This window comes from Photobacterium piscicola (genome assembly GCF_900166965.1).
GTDB classification, from domain to species: domain Bacteria; phylum Pseudomonadota; class Gammaproteobacteria; order Enterobacterales; family Vibrionaceae; genus Photobacterium; species Photobacterium piscicola.
Map to the genome: position 1 here is coordinate 272774 of NZ_FUZI01000001.1, position 17670 is coordinate 290443.

The following is a 17670-nucleotide window of genomic DNA, read 5'->3' on the forward strand; positions in this document are numbered from 1 at the left end:
AAACAGTATCACTAAAAGAAGCCAGCATTATTGCTGGCTTTTTATGATTTATTCTTAACTATGCATTAAGAATAAATTTTTCAATAACTTGTGCAACACCACTATTATTATTAGTGTCAGTAATATAGTTAGCAATTGCTTTTGTCTCTTCGGTAGCATTACCCATCGCTACACCTAAGCCTGCAAATTCAATCATATGGTGATCATTGCCGGCATCACCCATTGCAATCACTTCATCTTGTTTGATATTTAAGAAATCAGCTAATGCTTTAACACCCACACCTTTATTACTATTGGTGTGCATAAATTCCAGGAAGAAAGGCGCACTTCTTACAATAGTATATTGTTGATATAGCGTTGCTGGTAATTGAGCAATTGCTGCTTCAAGGCGATCTTCTTCATCAATGATCATCACTTTCATGATTTCTTCATTATCATCTAATTCAGCAAAGTCAGCGAGTGTGATAGTTAGACCATTAATTTTTGCTTCGTGATCTGTGTAGTAGTTATGTGCTGGTGTAATCAAACCCTGACGGCGAGAGAAAGCATGAACATGAACACCAAGATCATGAGCAATTGCAGCAATGGCTTTAGCATCACTACCAATTAAAGTTTGGCTTCTTACCACTTCTTGGCTTGCTACACGTTGTACTAGAGACGCGTTATATGACAGTACAAAATCATTGTCGCTATTCATATTGAGCTCTTTTAGTGCCCATGTCATGCCTTCAATCGGACGACCTGACGCTAACACAACATAGGTACCTTGTTCGCGCGCAGCAGCAATTGCTTGCTTATTATGTGCTGAGATTGTGCCATCGGAACTAAGTAAGGTGCCATCCATATCGAGTGCAACTAATTTGTACATTGTTATTGTCCATTACTAATGAATATAGGGACTATGATAGCAATATATGAGATGAAAACGATATAAAGTGGTATTTATCTTTAAACGTTATTATTCATACATATATATATGCTTAGTATCGATAGTTTTTGTTATTTCTTTTTGGTGTTTGATATTAAGGTTGTTTAGACTAAGCGTATAGAAAACACATCTAAATTATCCTAGAGAAGGAATGTATTGATGTTTAAGCAACTTATAATGTCGATTGTATTATCAGCGATAACATTTAATGCCCACGCCGTTGAATGTGGCAAGGTAACCATTGCGGATATGAATTGGGATTCTGCGACATTTGTTGCTAATGTGGATAGTTTTATTTTACAACATGGCTTTGGGTGTGAAACTCAACTTGTACCCAGTGAAACAGTCCTTGCGGCAAAGTCTATTTTAATGCAAGGAAAGCCAGATATCATTCCTGAGATGTGGCGCAATGCATTACAAGGAGGATTGGAACATGGAATTGAAAAAGATAAGATTAAATTTGTTGGTAAGGTATTGTACGAGGGTGGCTTAGAAGGTTTTTGGGTCCCGGCTTATATGGTAGAAAAAGAGCCTTCATTGGCAACGATTGAGGGGATAAGAAAACATGCTTATTTATTTAAACGGCCAGATCTCGGTAACAAAATGCCTTTTTTTAATTGCTCACCTAACTTACGTTGCCAAAATGCGGTGAAACACTTGTTTACCGCCCTAAATCTTAAGCAAGCTGGATTTGAGCTAACATCGACAGATAATGTCACCGGTCTATCAGGATCCATTGCTCACGCTTATGCTAAAAAACTGCCTTGGATTGGGTATTATTGGTCCCCTACGGCAGTATTAGGTTTCTATAAAATGGTACGGATAGATTTTAACTCTGGTACTCATCGTGAATATTTTAATGATTGTATAGATAAGCCTGTTTGTAAAAATCCTAAAGTGACGATGTTTCCTCCTCATGCTGTTGATACCATTGTGACTACAGAATTTGCTGGGCGAGCACCTATTGTTATTGATTATTTATCGACACGACGTTTTTCAAATCAAGATATGAATCAATTAATGGCATGGAAAGTGAGTCACAATGCTAATGGTGAGCAAATGATGGTGCAGTTTCTTTCTCAATATGAATCCCAATGGACACAGTGGGTTTCACCTAAAGTAGCGAATAAAGTACGAAAAGCACTTGCGGAGAAAGAATAATTATCAAGTAATTTTGATGAGATCAGATTGGTTGATATGAAGATAAAGTAAAAAGAGACAGTTTTATTATCGATGTTTTTTTCTACAATTACGTATATTTTTTGCTAGTAAGATAGCGGTTGGGTCACGAATATTGGCATATATTCTGACTTTTATGATTATAGATGGTCAAATGGAGAGTTGGTTAACAAGAACCGTATTAATCATTATGACGGCTAATAGGTAATAGAGTTCGAGATAAGTAATACATCAATGTGTAAATAATAAGCAATATATCTGTGAGGGATGAATAAAATGGGGGCAACTAAGACAGTTCTCGTTGTTGATGATGATCAAGAGATTCGTGAATTACTTGATGAATATTTAACTAAAAACGGGTTTGAGGTTATTACTGCGGCAGAAGGCGAGGAAATGAAACGGCGTTTAGCTGCCGGTTACCCTGATTTGATTTTACTTGACGTTATGATGCCCGGTGATGATGGTTTTACGCTGTGTCAGTATATTCGAAAAAACTCAAATGTGCCTATTATCATGCTAACCGCAGTATCTGATGAGATGGATCAAATTATTGGTCTTGAAATTGGTGCTGATGATTATATTGCTAAACCGTTCAGTCCTCGGCAGTTATTAGCTCGAATTAAAGCACTATTAAGGCGCATTAAACCAACAGAAAGTCAGCAACCCTTAGCCGACGCTCGATTTATTCGTTTCGCTCACTGGCGGCTTGATACCACCACGCATTGTTTATTTGATCTTGATAAAAAACAAGAGTTTGAATTAACTGGTGGTGATTATACATTATTGATGCTGTTTTTATCGCGCCCACAAGAAATACTCGATCGTGATACAATTTCCTATGCAACGCGAGGGCGAGATACCTTACCTTCAGAGCGTGGTATTGATGTTGCTTTAAGTCGGCTACGACAACGATTAGGCGATAAAGGCCGTACTCAGCGCTTAATCAGAACCAGTCGCGGCAATGGTTATATTTTTACTGCTGATGTGATCTACGAAGACGCATAACATAACAATAATGACGTTGGATAAAGTGTGATCGCTTGCATAAGCATCACACTTTTTTACTATATGGATAATGGTCAATGAATTGGAAAGTGTTGTACCCGAAATCATTGGTTTCGAGAACATTGTGGTTAACATTATTAGCGGTATTTTTAGCGCAAGTGATTGCGACGGGAATTTGGTATAGCCAATCAAAGCAACGCGATTTAGATGGGCTGCAATCGACATCTGCAAGTATGGCAACCATGTTTGCCTCAACGGTGACTTTCTTCCAATCATTACCGATGCAATATCGGCATATTGTGTTAGATCAACTGCGTAATATGGGCGGAACCCGTTTTTTTGTTTCTTTTAATGATGAAGAAATACGGATTGATCCCATTGCTCATTCAGAACAGAAACAGATGGCTGTGTCTGTGTTTGAAAAAGTGTTGCATCAAAAATTACCACGTTTGCCAACAATCAAAGTTGATTTTTCTCGGCCTGAAACATTACATGTTCTTAAAAATGATATTTTATTGAGTGATTTACCACGATCGTGGGTACACAACACGCTGAGTTTAGAGCCTTTAGATCCTCCTATTTTAGTGGTACAGATTGAATTAGAAAAAGATCAATGGCTTTATATTGCTGCATTATTACCAGCCCCTTATATGAACTTAAAAGATGAAGTGATCACTCACCAGCAAATATTATTTCTGGTGTTTATCACGGGTTTATTATTGGTGTTTACCTACATCATGGTACGACGCCAAACCAAGCCATTAAAACAATTGGCAGACGCTGCGAATGCGCTAAGTTTAGATATTTATCAACCGCCACTTAAAGAAGAAGGGGCGACAGAACTGGTGATGGCGACACAAGCATTTAATCGTATGCAGCTGCGTTTACGACGCTATATCGAAGATAGAGAACAATTATTCTCATCAATTTCTCATGATTTAAAGACCCCCATTACTCGATTACGGCTGCGGGTTGAACTTATTGATGACGATAAAAAAATAGATAAATTTAACCATGATCTTGATGAATTAGAGATGATGGTAAAAGGGGCATTACAATGTGTTAAAGATACAGATTTACACGAAAATATTGTCCCAATTGATTTAAATCTGCTTTTAGCCAGTATTGCTGAGCGCCATAATCACCGTGATACAAAAGTCACCTTACCAACATTGATCATAGCGCCAATCATGGGTAAAGAATTAGGGTTAAAACGTTGCTTGAGTAATTTAATTGATAATGGTGTTAAATATGGTCATCAGGTGACGGTCGCAGCAATAGATAAGCCAGACAAGATTATTCTGACAATCACTGATCAAGGTAAGGGTATTCCTGAATCGTCATTATCTGCAGTATTTGAACCTTATTTTCGCCTCGCGACGGATGCTGATGGGCATGGTTTAGGAATGGGGATTGCACGTAATATTATCCATGCTCATGGTGGTAAGCTGATTATCAAAAATAGTTTAACACAAGGGCTAATTGTCGTGGTGGTATTACCGCGTGTATTGCCCGTTGCATTAGCTTAAGGAAATAGAAAGCATGAAACTAGCGTATTTGATATTAGCCGTAGCAGCATCTTGGCTGCCAGCAACATTAGCACATGCATCAGGACAAGTTGAAGTATTGCATTGGTGGACCTCAAGCGGCGAAGCTAAATCAGTAAAAGTGCTCAAGCAAATGATGGAGCAACAACACCACAGTTGGAAAGATTTCGCGGTTGCTGGTGGCGGTGGTGAAAGTGCAATGACCGTGTTAAAAATGCGAGCAGTGTCGGGGAACCCACCTACTGCGGCACAATTAAAAGGTCATGATATTCAAGAATGGGGACGGTTAGGTTTTCTTACCTCATTAGATGATGTTGCTCAGCAAGAACATTGGGATAAAGTGCTTCCACCCGTTGTAGCAAATATCATGAAATATAATAATCATTATGTGGCTGTTCCTATTAATGTCCATCGTGTTAATTGGTTGTGGGTTAATCCTAAAGTATTTAAAGCCGCAGGTGCTGCTGTACCAACAACCTTAGCTGAGTTTTTTGTGGCAGCAGATAAAATTAAAGCTGCCGGGTTTATTGCGTTAGCGCACGGTGGTCAACCTTGGCAAGATGCCACTTTATTTGAAAGCATTGCATTAGCAGTATTAGGGTCAGTGGATTACCGTAAAGCCTTTGTTGATCTAGATATGGCGGTTATCAACAGCAAGAAAATGGTAGAAGTCTTTCAACAGTTTAAACGGATGAAGGCTTATATTGATCCTCAAGCAAGTGGACGTCATTGGAACTCTGCCACCGAAATGGTCATTAATGGTCAAGCAGCGATGCAGTTTATGGGAGACTGGGCTAAAGGAGAATTTGCACAAGTAGGCGACGTTCCCGGTAAAGATTATTTATGTGTACCAGCACCGGGTACGCAGCACCAGTTTACATTTAACATTGATAGTTTGGCTTTTTTTAAATTAAAAGGAACCGAAGCTGACAATATTGCGCAGCATGATTTGGCTAAAACCTTATTAACTCCGTCTTTTCAAAATGTATTTAATCTTAATAAAGGGTCGATTCCGGTTCGATTAGACATGGATATGTCAGCGTTTGATCAATGTGCATTAGATTCGATGCAAGCTTTTAAACAAGCGTCATTATCTGGGGATTTAGTACCCAGTTTTTCTCAAAATTTAGCGACAACAGCCGATGTACAATCCGCTATTGTTGATGTTGTGAGCGAGTTTTTTGATCAAACAAATCCTAATCCAAAATTAGCGCCATCACGACTTGCGCGAGCAATAAAATCAGCGATATAGTGACAACGGTTTATATAAGGATAAGAATATGAATATAACCTATTTACCTTGTGTTGAAGTAGAACCTACCGTTGAGGCGACAGCAAGTGTTATCTGGTTGCATGGTTTAGGCTCTAATGGCCATGATTTTGAAGCATTGTTACCAGAGTTACAGTTACCTACTGATATGCCAATACGTTTCATTTTTCCTCATGCAGCTTCTATCCCTGTTACCATTAATGGTGGCGCTGTAATGCCTGCATGGTATGACATTATCTCATTGGATGTAGCTCGCAAACTCAACATAGATCAACTCATTGATTCTGCACAAGGTGTGATGAATTTAATTGATCGAGAGATCAATCGCGGCATTGCCTCTGAGCGAATTATTTTGGCTGGGTTCTCTCAAGGTGGCGCTGTGGTCTATCATGCTGCTCTAAGCTATTCTAAACCGTTAGCAGGGTTACTAGCGTTATCAACGTATTTTCCAACAGCGAATATTATTCAATACAGTGAGTCAAACCGCCAGCTTCCGATCGAGATCATGCATGGTCGTTATGATCCTGTCGTGGTACCCAAACTTGGAGAAATGGCGCGTGATGATCTGATTGCTGCCGGTTATCAACCGCAATGGCGAACATATTCAATGGAACATCAAGTATGTATGCCTCAAATTAAAGATATTGCGCAATGGATTCGCGCACGTTTAGGGTAGAAAATGGATGGCGGATGAGACCTATTTATCCGCCTTTAATTGGCACTGGAATTACAGTTATTTTATAAACATTTAACCATGTTAATAAAAATTGAATGCATTTAGATAAACAAAAAGATAGTGCCGCACCAGTTATTCCCCAAAAGTATGATAATAAAGAAATTAATAATAAGTGAATGATACCTGATGAAATGGTTATTGTTGAAATTAACAGCGTCCTTTTGTCGTAAAATAAATAGTTATTGATCATCAAATACATGCCGCCAAATATTTGTCCAAGAAAAATAAGGCCTACAATATTATTATTGATAATATAATTTTGACCTGCGATGAACGTAATTAATGCAGAACCATGAAAAAAGAAAAACAGTGATATTACGAGTAAAAAAATAAAATAAATATAGGTTAAAACCCATAGTTTATTTTTAGTGATTTTATTGTTTTCATTTAATTTTTCAAATAGCCATGGGTAATAACTTTTGTTGATAGCGTCAAATACAAAAATAAAAACAGTGCTAATTTGAAATACAACAAGATATGATGAAATAGTAGTGAGACCAATAATGCCACTAATAATGAATTTATCAGCACCGGCTAAAATAAAGATTCCGACAGAATGGGGAACTAATGGCAAACCTACTTTTAAAATATCTTTTATGATGGCAATTGATACGTGAGAGAAAATGAGCCAATTATTTTTGATAATAATAAAAATTGAACACAAAAAAAAACCGCAGAAATAGTCAGTAAGGCGTAGATTCTTGCATCTATTTTATCGTGTAAGGCATATAGCAGCATTAATGTAAATAATGAGGAAAGTATAATGTAGCAGGAGTTATAGAGTGAATATTGATACGCTTGCTTTCTCATTTGCCACTGCCATAAACAAAATTGAATAAAGGTTTGTGCTATAGCAATGATCATCGCATATGGAATCCATAATTGTGGCAGTGATAATAATTCAGATAAAAATGATAAATGTGTAAATAATAGTAAGGTAAAAAGTAAAATAGAAAAAATAAGTATTATGATGCAACCACTATTATAGTGTTGAATATCTTTATGTGTGGTTTCTTGGTCAAAATATTTTATATTTGAAGCTTGAAAAACATTGAGGTGTATAAATGATAATAAACCAAAAATTAAGGTTTGGAATAATACAATCTGACTATATTCTTCGGCAGAAAGAAAGCGAGTTAAAAAGGGTAATAGAAACAGTAATGATAAACCATTTAAAATATTGGATATTAAATAAGCTGATGATTTTTTTAAAAAAGACGTCATAGAATATCCTATTCTTATATGATTCTTGTTTTTACAATACTAATATTAAGCAATATTAATACCAACAAAAGTATTATTTTATTTATTTTTTAAATTTGAAAAAAGCCAGTTTTATTCGATACCATAGCTGTCGTAAGGATGCGAATTTGTATCGACCTCGTGTCGTTATTTTCATTTTTGAACCGGTTATTTTTGCAAATTGCGATCTAAATTGTTTTTCCCATTGCTCGCCATATCTTTTTGCAAAGCATTTTTCCATCTCTACTTGTGCTTGGCAGCGATATTCATACGCTGATTCATCCGCAAGATTTAATTTATGTACTTGATTTGTCTTCCAATGTACCCATAGATCACGTGATATAACAGCCGTTAATCCATTATTTAACGCTATGTGTTGAAGCTCAATATCGATACCGTGTCCCCTTTTTAAGTCAGTGTTGAAATAAGCGGCATGTTTTTTGTAACAGATAGATAAAAGCTGGTGCGAAACTAGCGTCATAATCGGTTGGGCTGAATAGGTCGAACGATAGGGGATGTTGTGTTGAGTAAGATCATGGTGGGACTGTTCAGGACTGATTGTTTCTGTCTCTCCACCTTTTAGAGACGCCATAACAACGCCAAATGATGCTGATAGTTCATCAATCGTCTGATGACAGATATCAAGATAGTTAATGGTGGGATCAAGTTTTGCACTGGTTGTTATCAATAAATAGTAATCAGAAGGACGATAAGTCATAAGAAATTTGAGGGTTACATTTGCTTGCCCAGAAAAACGAACATTAAACGGCAATGCTAAATTGGTTGAAAGTGCTGGCGGTGCTTTATCTGAACCATTATCAACAACAATAATGTGATCTGGAGAAAAATTGTTCTTAATTAGACAGTCGTACGTCTCATCCGTTTGCTTTGGAAGATTATAGTTAAATATAACACATTGTATTTTCATTAATTATTATCCATAGGTTGCGTTATGAATAGAGTGATGAGTAAAGTAATGATTGTAGATGTATCCTTACTCGATCGTTTAATTGCATTGTTATACAGTGTAGTAAGTTTTCCAGTATGGGCTTGTTATGCCGTTCAAAACTATAGCTTATGTGGACGAGTAGTGAGTCGGTATGAGTATTGTTGCGGTTTTGATTATCGTTTTTATCAAACTAGCCGATTAGCGAGATTATTGGCTGTTGTAAAGGGAGAATTACATCTCATTGGCTTTTCACCGAAAATTGCTTATAGCAGTGATAACCAGTATGTTGGTGCTTTTTCTGCGCGAGATATTCATGAAAATTTAGGCATTACGCCACCAGAATATCATCATTTAAGTGATGATATGGAATTGAAGATGTATTGGTGGAAAAAGATGATATATCCGCTGTTATATGCTTATTCTTTATTATTCAAAGTGACACACAAACCCATTAATCAGAGAATAAAATGGTTTGGTATTGAGGTCTTTAATGGCCAACAAAGTATAGCATTAAACATCATTAAACAATTGATTATCGCAATACCTAAAAAAACACCAAGCCTAATTGGTTATGTTAATGCTGATTGTTTAAATAAGTTAAAGGATAGCCGTCGGTACCGTAAAAACTTAGCTAAATTTAATTTAGTACTGCCCGATGGCGTTGGACTTAAATGGGCGTTAAAACTGAAAGGTATATTGCCGGGTGATAATATTAATGGCACCGATTTTAGCCCTAAAATTTTAGAGTTAGCAGCACAAGAGAATTGGTCTGTATTTTTCCTTGGTGGCGAGGAAGATATTTCAAAAAATGCGCTCGCTAAATTTAAGACTATGTATCCTAATTTAAATGTTGCGGGTAGTCATCATGGTTTTTTTAATGATGATAAGTTGGTTATTGATTATATAAATGAATCAAAAGCTCAGATCTTATTTGTTGGATTTGGTTCTCCTATACAAGAGCAATGGGTTGCTGACAATTATAAATATTTAACAGTTAATCTCGTTATTTGTGTGGGTGGGATGTTTGATTTTTATGCGGGAAAAGTACAAAGAGCGCCTTTACTGGTAAGGCAGATTGGGTGTGAATGGCTATACCGACTATATCAAGAGCCTAAGCGGTTATGGAATCGCTATATCGTTGGCAATGCAAATTTTATATTTTGGAATATTTCACATGCATTAGATATTAGAATGTTTTTTTTGAATTTCTTTTCGCGAACTCTTGATATAATTATTTCTTCTATTGCATTAATAATGTGGGCGCCATTTCATATTATTTTATGTGGTTTGTTATTTATTACAGAACGAAAAAACCCAATATTTAAACAAGTAAGAGTTGGGAAAAATGGTCAACGGTTCATTATGTATAAATATACAACAATGGACAGTGATATTATTTTAGAAGAAGAGGAATTTAAACAATATGTGAGTGATGGAATCAGATATAAAAATAAATCAGACCCAAGAATAACAAGATTTGGATTTTGGTTAAGAAAGTTTTCTGTTGATGAAATTCCTCAATTTCTCAATGTATTAAAAGGTGATATGAAGTTGGTTGGTCCACGACCAGCTTTAGAGGATGAAGTTGATAAATATACCCAAGTGCATAAATTACGCTTACTTATTAAACCAGGAATGACTGGGTTATGGCAAATTTCAGGTCGTTCTGAATTATCATGTAAAAAGCAATTTGAGCTAGATTTAAATTATGTAATGACGAGATCAATAGTGTTAGATCTTACTATTTTAATTAAAACTATTCCTGCTGTTTTTAGTGCGAAAGGAGCAATGTAATGTATGCTCTTACTATTTTGTTAATTATTGGAATGTTATTAGGTTGTGCAAATGAGCGCACAATTAATAGTTATAGTTCTACTAAATGTTTAAATTATTGTAATGAAAATTGCAATTATCATGCAGACCAAAAATATACAAATAGTAATATCTCTGGAAATATTAACAATAATATAGATCGAATTTTGAATAAAAATGAAATATTATCAGCTGGTGATGTGTTAAATATTAATATTTTGAATAATATTACATTATCTAAAGATTATATAATTAAATCAAATGGCAATATATATCTACCTTGGATTGCTCCGATACAGGCTGAAGGGTTATCTATTGATGAACTAAATGAAAAAATACTAACTTCTTATATTGCTAATGATATTTTCAAAAAGGACAGTTTTTATCCTATTATCACTGTTATAAAATATGCTCCTATTTCAATAAAAGTTAATGGAGAGGTGTTTAAACCAGGATTTATAATTATTAATAAAAATGATCCTATACTTAATCATTATAAGGATTTAGGTATTTCTCATACAGAGGATAAGATGCTTACTTTAGCGATTAAACTAGCAGGAGGAATAAAACCGACGGCGGATATAACAAATGTTAGATTAGTTCGTGGTGGGGTAAGTTATATAATTGATCTTAATGGTGTTTTAAGTGATGGTGGTTTTAAAGATATTCCATTGGCAAATGGTGATGAAATTTATATTGGATCTTCATTATGTGTTGATGCTGATTTAATTCGAGTTTCAAAGATAACCCCAATTGGTATTAAGCTATTCTTATCTAATACAACAATTCCCGCAGAAAATAATAATTTAAGTAATATTAATCGTGATACGAGAGAGATGCCTTATGGATCTCGGCTTATGGATGCAGTATTTAATGCCAATTGTATGGGCGGAACGGAATCAACAAATAGTGGTCGAGGGGTTTTATTAATAACATCCTTAAATAATGACGATAATCTAGTGGCATTAAAAATTGGGACATATGATTTAGTTAAGCATAGGAATAATCCCCATTATAATCCTTATTTAATGAATGGCGACAAAATAGCTTGTTATGATTCAGGAATGACGAATTACTTGGCGATTGTTAAGTCATTAACTGAAACATTATTACCAATCACTCTTCTACATGGATTAATAGGATGGTAATTAAAGCATTGAAATATAACCTTCTTTTTTTTCTTGTTGGATTGATTTTCATATGGGGAGTATTAGTAGGCGCTTTGATGCTAAAGAATAAATATGAAGGTCGATTAACGATTATTTTCCCATCGTCTCAATCAGATACACGATTAAAGTTATTAAGTATTGGTGAGATGACAACGAATAATAAATCTATTTTTTCTAATATGAAAATAGATCCGAAAGAGACATATAAAGAAATTATTATGAGTAATGAGATGAGAGTTAATATTGCAGATGATCTTGATTTGACATTTTTTAATATACCGACACCGAAAATTACTAATGTTCCTCAAACACCATTAATAAAAATTTCTATGGTTAGTGATCATAAGAAAAATTTGGTGTCTATGCTAAATTCTTTACTTTATAATTTAAATAATAAAATAGAAAAAAAACGGAATAAGTATATTGAGTTTAGAAACATATCTAATCAAATAAAAATTGATAATTCTAAATTTAAAATAGATTTGTTAACAGAGAAAATAAAAAACATTAGAGTTGAATATAATCTATTACATGATAATTCTAATGATTATTATTCTGAAAAATTATTTAAGCTTGATGATGTTTTACGTAATAAAAAAATAGAATTAATATCATTGAGGACGAAATTAGAGCAATTTGATAAAATATTGAAATTATCAGCAGAAGAAGCTTCTTTAGCATTATATATTAATTCAGATTATATTTTAAAGCGACTGTATCAAGAAAGAGCAGAAGTATCATCAAAACTGTCATTATTAGCTGCCGTTAGTGGTGCGAATAATCCTGACTTGAAAAATATAAAAGAAGAATATCGCCAGTTAACAAATAATATAAATAATAGACTGTCTTTTTTAAATAAAGGCCTAAATGATAATAATACAAAAAGATTAATTCTTAATATAGATATTGATGAGCGTTCTGAAATATTTAAAGTTTATGTGCTAAATAAAATAGAATATCAAACAGTAGTGAATGAATTTAATCAAATAGATATTGAAATAAAAACATTAAAAAACACAGTAATAGAAATGTTAGATAAACAAAATCAATTAGAAATGCTAACAAAAAAATTAGAACTCCATGAGGCTATATACTTTTCAAAGTTAAGTAATGAACAGGCTTATATTGATGATGCAGAATATATTTATCCTGATATTCAATTATGGGAAGGTGCAAAAATAGTAAGCGAAAAAGGTAAATATACGCATATTATTATAATTGTTATTGGTATTATTACTTCTATTATTTGGGTTGTTATTTTATGTCTATTTTACAAGAAACAACATTTAAAAATCTAGATGAAAGAATAATATACTTTACGATAATCCTCACTTATCCATTATATTTAATAGGTGGTTTATACTTAGTCGGCCCGATTTTAGCTTGGATTTTGCTGTATCGTTCTTTAGTTATTATTTTTAATGTTAAAATAAAAATACATCATTTATCAATTGCTTGGATTGTTTCTATCTTATTAATTGAAGTTGTTGTTGTTATTGGTTCATTGAATACTGGTCATAGTATATTAATGACAATAAAGTCAACAATTGGTTGGGCTAAAGGGTGGGCATTAATCGGGATATTTATATTTATAGGGTCGATTTTACCTATTAGATATTATATATTTCAAAGAGCTATAATAAATATATTGTGGCAAAGTTTATTAATATCACCTTTCCTTATTGTTGTCGCTTTTCTTAATTTCCCAACTTTACTCTATATATCACCATTGAAATTTTTTGGTGGTGGAGGTGAACAGTTTTTTAAAGTGTGGTTATATTGGAATGATTCAAATACAGGGTTACCTAGGTGGCAATTATTTGCACCTTGGTCTCCTGCATTAGCATTTTATGCGTTATTAGCATTGTCCATTATTTTACCTCGACCATCAGATAAAACAAAATATGTTGCATTATTTTCTGCGATTGTTTTAGTCCTCTTATCTGAATCGAGAGCTGGAATTGTCATATTACTGATGTTGATATTTATATATGCAATTAGCTATTTTTTTGATGTGATATTTATTCTATTTATGATGCTTATTTGTTGTTTGTTGTTTGGTGTTTTTCTTAACGAAATAGTTGAAGGTGTTTCTGGTTTAGTGAATTATATTAATAGTATGCGATCAAAATCTAGTATGATAAGGCAAACATTAAATGATATTGGTTTGTATCGATGGTATAGCGAATCTTTTTGGTTCGGGCATGGGAATGTTGAACGAGGCCCTCATATTGTACAATTTATGCCAATAGGAAGTCATCATACATTTATTGGGTTATTATTCATAAAGGGAATAATAGGTTTGTTACTCTATGTTATTCCTTTAGTCGTAACTACTTTATATTTATTTATTAAGAGCTTTATACGGCGTGATTATTTGTCAGGATTTTTTGTTATTCTGATTTTTTTTATGTATTCATTTACTGAGAATATTGAGATTTTATCTTATTTGATGTGGCCGGGATGGCTATTTATTGGAATGACTTTACGAGCATGTTTTTATGATTGTCATTTTAATGAGATTGACTTTGAAGATAACGGCCAAGTGTTTGTTGTGCCAAAGTAAATATTCGAGAAAATATTATTTTTGGTAATATAACCAATAATATACTTGAACCTAGTGTCACGATAGTTCTAGTCGGCTCTTCAATTACTATTTTAGGATAAATTCGTATAGCTTTAAATATGTAGCAGATAGATTCTTTCTTTTTATTTTTTATTATAGCCCAGCGTGATATGTATCGTAATTGATAAGCGAGTGCTTTATGTCTATATTGTTTAATTAGATTAGGATTATAATTCCGCACTTTAGTATTCATTTTTAACCAATTCAAGAGCTGTTTTTTATAATCTGAAGACAAGCCCTGAACATTTATTCTATAAATTGTTAGTGGAAAAGCTAACCCTTTCATTTTTAGATTTGTAATAGTCGATAATCGCATCCAACATTCAACATCTTCAGATTGGGTTAATGATTCATCAAAAAATTGCATGTCAGCATGGTGATTTTGACAATAAAAGCCAATTTTTTTTAAGACAACTGTTTTAATCACGGCAGATGATCCATTACCTATAGGATTTCGGCAATAAAGATCACTAATTGTGATGTTATTTATTTTTGGCGTCTGCTGTAGGTTAATGGATTTATTATCCATGTTAATAAGCTTTGATTGGCTATAGCTCATAGAAATAGTTGGGTTCAGTTGGTGTAAATAATAATGGGCCTTTAACTTATCTTTATGCCATAAATCATCGCCATCTAGAAAAGCGATAAATTGACCTTTAGCGTGACGAATACCCGTATTTCTTGCACCACTTAAGCCTCGGTTTTCTTGCTCGATAAGTTGAAACCGCACATCTTTTTCTGCAAATTGTTTACATATATTAACGGAGTTATCTTTACTGCCATCGTTAATCATCAGCACCTCAAAATTTGAGAAGCTTTGCACTAATACCGATTTTAGGCTGTCACATAGATAATCCTCTACGTTATAGATCGGTATTACAATCGAAAAAAAAGGGGGATTAAAAGAAACCATATTTTGCCACCAATTCATCAACATGAATATCATTGGATATATCATTTAAAATATGTCGCTCATTACGGGTAAGCGTAAGAGCACGTTCAATTACTTTTCTCTCAACGTGTCGGGGTACAACAACAATACCTTCATTATCAGCATAAATTAAACAGTTAGGTTCAACAGTTACATTATCAAGCGTAATTGTTTTATTGAAATGTTCAACAACGGCTCTATTTTTAACATCTTGGCAGTTATAGCCTGTAGAAAAAACAGGATAATTGAGGTTTGCAACATTTTGGCTATCACGAGTTACGCCACCAACAATCGTGCCGATAGCACCAGAACGAATAGCGAGATTAGCATTCAACTCACCAAAGTAGGCATAATCAGAAATTTCATTTTCAACCACAATAATGTCATTAGGAACAATATATTTATAGGTATTTAACGCGTTGTAGATTCCTGATGGAGATTCATCTTGCTTTTTTTTGCGAAGCTTTAATGTTTTCGCACGACCAAAGATTTTAGTGGGTGTATAGGGTTTAAGAGTTGTAATTATTTGGTTTGGATAACCCAATTCATCTAATATGTCAGATAATATTGCGCTTGATATGGATGCTGAAATATTTTGTAGTAAGTGATTTTCTTTTTCTCGTATTCCTGCTGCGATGAGGTTGGCTAGTTGAAAATCTTCAGCCCAATTGACATCAATGGCTTCTATTGGTGTTGCGTATACAAGATAGGGGTTATCTCCGACGCGTCTTTTTAATGTAAGCGCATTGTCACGATACATAATATACATCCCCATAGTTTCTATGATCGTATCTGTAAGGTCGACACTATTGGGTATATGCTCAATATCATAAGCTGGACGATTATTATGCCATAAATATTGTTTTTCTTTTTTTACCATTACAGCACTGTCATAGTCAGGATTATTTATTAGTGTTTCTAAGGTATCTTCAATCGTTTGAATTTCAATAAATGGGCTGGTGCATAAAATTTGTAAATAAATATCAGCATCAATATGTGAAACTTCATTTAAAAATAATGCATTACCATCAGTTGTGTTACTGGCTAACTGGCGCTCTCGTTTCATGATGTGGATAGGGAGCTCGTTAGCTATTTCTATAAACTCATCGCTATCAGTATCCAGCCATACCTCATCAATAGATGGGCACTTTATTAGCTTCTCTAACATATTGATAAAAAGAGGTTTACCATCAAGCAATTGGCTGTTTTTTGATGGTATACGATCACTGTTACCTTTTGCTGGAACAACGGCGACTATTTTCATATTTTCTTCCTGTAAATACGAGTGTAAACACCTGATATATGCTGAGTGTTGTTATGATATACTATAACAATAGTATTAATATTGTGTTGTTGCATTAGTTGTTCTGCATCATGTACCGTATGACTATCATCTAAAGTCACCGGATTAGCTGACATAATTTCTTTTGCTGGAATATGTTGCCAGTGCTCAGGGTTATGAGAGATAGCACGATTTAAATCCCCTTCAGTAATCAGACCTTGGAGTTGTTGCTGGCTACCGACGAGGACACACCCTTGATGGCCGCATAATAATTGTGATAGCACTTGCTGTAGTGGAGTTGCTATATCAATAATAGGTACTGATTTTAATTGAGTTTTAATTGGCTTTAAGGCATGCAAACCAAGATTGCCATGTGGGTGATTATGAGCAAAAATATTTTTAGAAAAGGCATGATAGTTAGCGATTGCTATGGTGATAGCATCTCCCATCACTAAGGCACAAGTTGTTGATGATGTCGGTAATATGTTGTGTGGATCGGCTTCTATTGATGATCCCGCAATAAGATTGAGATCTGCCTGCATAGCGACACTGTTGGAGTGATTCCGCGTTAACGTAACGATAGGAATATGGCGATGTTTTAGCTGTGATTGTAAGGCGAGGATTTCCGTTGTTTCGCCAGAGTTCGAGATTAAAAAAGCCAGATCATGATGATTTAAAGGACCTATATCGCCATGCATTGCCTCGCTCGCATGAAGATACGTAGCATTGATACCGAGACTTTTGATGGAACTGGCGATTTTTTTTGCAATATGCCCCGATTTACCTATCCCGGCAAAGATTATTTGACCTGTCTGATGCTGAATCAATGTCGTCAGCGCTTCAGATTGAGTAGGCGTTAATTGGTGCTGCATATTTTGAAGTGCGCCAATTTGTAACGATATTGAATCAGAGATAAGTGAATGCATATTATGTTTTGCCTCAAATTTGATTATTATTCTTAAAAATAAGCAAATATTAAGCCAATAGCATAGTA

At 34.4% G+C, this 17670-nt stretch carries 16 protein-coding genes; 9 read left to right on the forward strand and 7 right to left on the reverse strand.

The features are described from left to right. Nucleotides 1–58: 58 nt before the first annotated feature. Nucleotides 59–868, reverse strand: a complete 810-nt coding sequence (gene yidA, locus CZ809_RS01255; RefSeq protein WP_080155634.1) for a sugar-phosphatase — start codon at nucleotides 866–868, stop codon at nucleotides 59–61. 219 nt (nucleotides 869–1087) lie between these two features. Between yidA and CZ809_RS01260 the strand changes: the two genes are divergently transcribed. The 5 genes from CZ809_RS01260 (at nucleotide 1088) to CZ809_RS01280 (ending at nucleotide 6605) form a co-directional block, all read left to right on the forward strand. Next, entirely contained in the window at nucleotides 1088–2089 is a 1002-nt protein-coding gene (locus CZ809_RS01260; protein WP_080155635.1) for a glycine betaine ABC transporter substrate-binding protein, read from the forward strand. Nucleotides 2090–2383: 294 nt separating this feature from the next. After that, on the forward strand, nucleotides 2384–3112 hold the full coding sequence (locus CZ809_RS01265; RefSeq protein ID WP_080155636.1) for a response regulator: 729 nt from the start codon (nucleotides 2384–2386) through the stop codon (nucleotides 3110–3112). A gap of 77 nt (nucleotides 3113–3189) precedes the next feature. Further along, nucleotides 3190–4641, forward strand: coding sequence for an ATP-binding protein (locus CZ809_RS01270; RefSeq protein WP_080155637.1), 1452 nt, complete (start codon nucleotides 3190–3192; stop codon nucleotides 4639–4641). A gap of 13 nt (nucleotides 4642–4654) precedes the next feature. After that, nucleotides 4655–5911, forward strand: coding sequence for an ABC transporter substrate-binding protein (locus tag CZ809_RS01275; protein WP_080155638.1), 1257 nt, complete (start codon nucleotides 4655–4657; stop codon nucleotides 5909–5911). A gap of 34 nt (nucleotides 5912–5945) precedes the next feature. Continuing rightward, on the forward strand, nucleotides 5946–6605 hold the full coding sequence (locus CZ809_RS01280; protein ID WP_080156517.1) for an alpha/beta hydrolase: 660 nt from the start codon (nucleotides 5946–5948) through the stop codon (nucleotides 6603–6605). Between the two features lie 25 nt (nucleotides 6606–6630). Here CZ809_RS01280 and CZ809_RS01285 read toward each other — a convergent pair whose 3' ends face one another. From CZ809_RS01285 to CZ809_RS01295, 3 genes are all read right to left on the reverse strand, one after another. Then, on the reverse strand, nucleotides 6631–7329 hold the full coding sequence (locus CZ809_RS01285) for a lipopolysaccharide biosynthesis protein (protein WP_159447922.1): 699 nt from the start codon (nucleotides 7327–7329) through the stop codon (nucleotides 6631–6633). Further along, complete coding sequence (locus CZ809_RS01290; protein ID WP_080155640.1) at nucleotides 7260–7889, reverse strand: hypothetical protein; 630 nt, start codon at nucleotides 7887–7889, stop codon at nucleotides 7260–7262. The genes CZ809_RS01285 and CZ809_RS01290 overlap by 70 nt, the downstream gene beginning before the upstream one ends. 82 nt (nucleotides 7890–7971) lie before the next feature. After that, a complete protein-coding gene (locus CZ809_RS01295) occupies nucleotides 7972–8835 on the reverse strand; it encodes a glycosyltransferase family protein (RefSeq protein WP_080155641.1) in 864 nt (287 codons plus the stop codon). 24 nt (nucleotides 8836–8859) lie between these two features. Between CZ809_RS01295 and CZ809_RS01300 the strand changes: the two genes are divergently transcribed. Genes CZ809_RS01300 through CZ809_RS01315 form a run of 4 tightly spaced genes read left to right on the forward strand, consistent with a single transcriptional unit; the run spans nucleotide 8860 to nucleotide 14403 of the window. After that, on the forward strand, nucleotides 8860–10650 hold the full coding sequence (locus tag CZ809_RS01300) for a WecB/TagA/CpsF family glycosyltransferase (protein ID WP_080155642.1): 1791 nt from the start codon (nucleotides 8860–8862) through the stop codon (nucleotides 10648–10650). Then, a complete protein-coding gene (locus CZ809_RS01305; RefSeq protein WP_080155643.1) occupies nucleotides 10650–11816 on the forward strand; it encodes a polysaccharide biosynthesis/export family protein in 1167 nt (388 codons plus the stop codon). The genes CZ809_RS01300 and CZ809_RS01305 overlap by 1 nt, the downstream gene beginning before the upstream one ends. Continuing rightward, nucleotides 11810–13135 carry a GumC domain-containing protein gene (locus CZ809_RS01310; protein WP_080155644.1) on the forward strand — a complete coding sequence of 442 codons (1326 nt, stop codon included), beginning with the start codon at nucleotides 11810–11812 and terminating at the stop codon, nucleotides 13133–13135. Before CZ809_RS01305 ends, CZ809_RS01310 begins: the two co-directional genes overlap by 7 nt. After that, nucleotides 13099–14403, forward strand: a complete 1305-nt coding sequence (locus tag CZ809_RS01315) for an O-antigen ligase family protein (RefSeq protein WP_080155645.1) — start codon at nucleotides 13099–13101, stop codon at nucleotides 14401–14403. Before CZ809_RS01310 ends, CZ809_RS01315 begins: the two co-directional genes overlap by 37 nt. Here the strand turns inward: CZ809_RS01315 and CZ809_RS01320 are convergent. Genes CZ809_RS01320 through CZ809_RS01330 form a run of 3 tightly spaced genes read right to left on the reverse strand, consistent with a single transcriptional unit; the run spans nucleotide 14351 to nucleotide 17602 of the window. After that, the gene (locus tag CZ809_RS01320) at nucleotides 14351–15394 is read right to left on the reverse strand and encodes a glycosyltransferase family 2 protein (protein ID WP_159447923.1); all 1044 of its coding nucleotides are present in this window, start codon (nucleotides 15392–15394) and stop codon (nucleotides 14351–14353) included. The genes CZ809_RS01315 and CZ809_RS01320 overlap by 53 nt on opposite strands. Next, nucleotides 15363–16658, reverse strand: coding sequence for an RraA family protein (locus tag CZ809_RS01325; RefSeq protein ID WP_080155647.1), 1296 nt, complete (start codon nucleotides 16656–16658; stop codon nucleotides 15363–15365). Before CZ809_RS01325 ends, CZ809_RS01320 begins: the two co-directional genes overlap by 32 nt. Then, nucleotides 16655–17602: a KpsF/GutQ family sugar-phosphate isomerase gene (locus CZ809_RS01330; RefSeq protein WP_080155648.1), complete on the reverse strand. Its 948-nt coding sequence runs from the start codon at nucleotides 17600–17602 to the stop codon at nucleotides 16655–16657. The genes CZ809_RS01325 and CZ809_RS01330 overlap by 4 nt, the downstream gene beginning before the upstream one ends. Nucleotides 17603–17670: the final 68 nt, after the last annotated feature.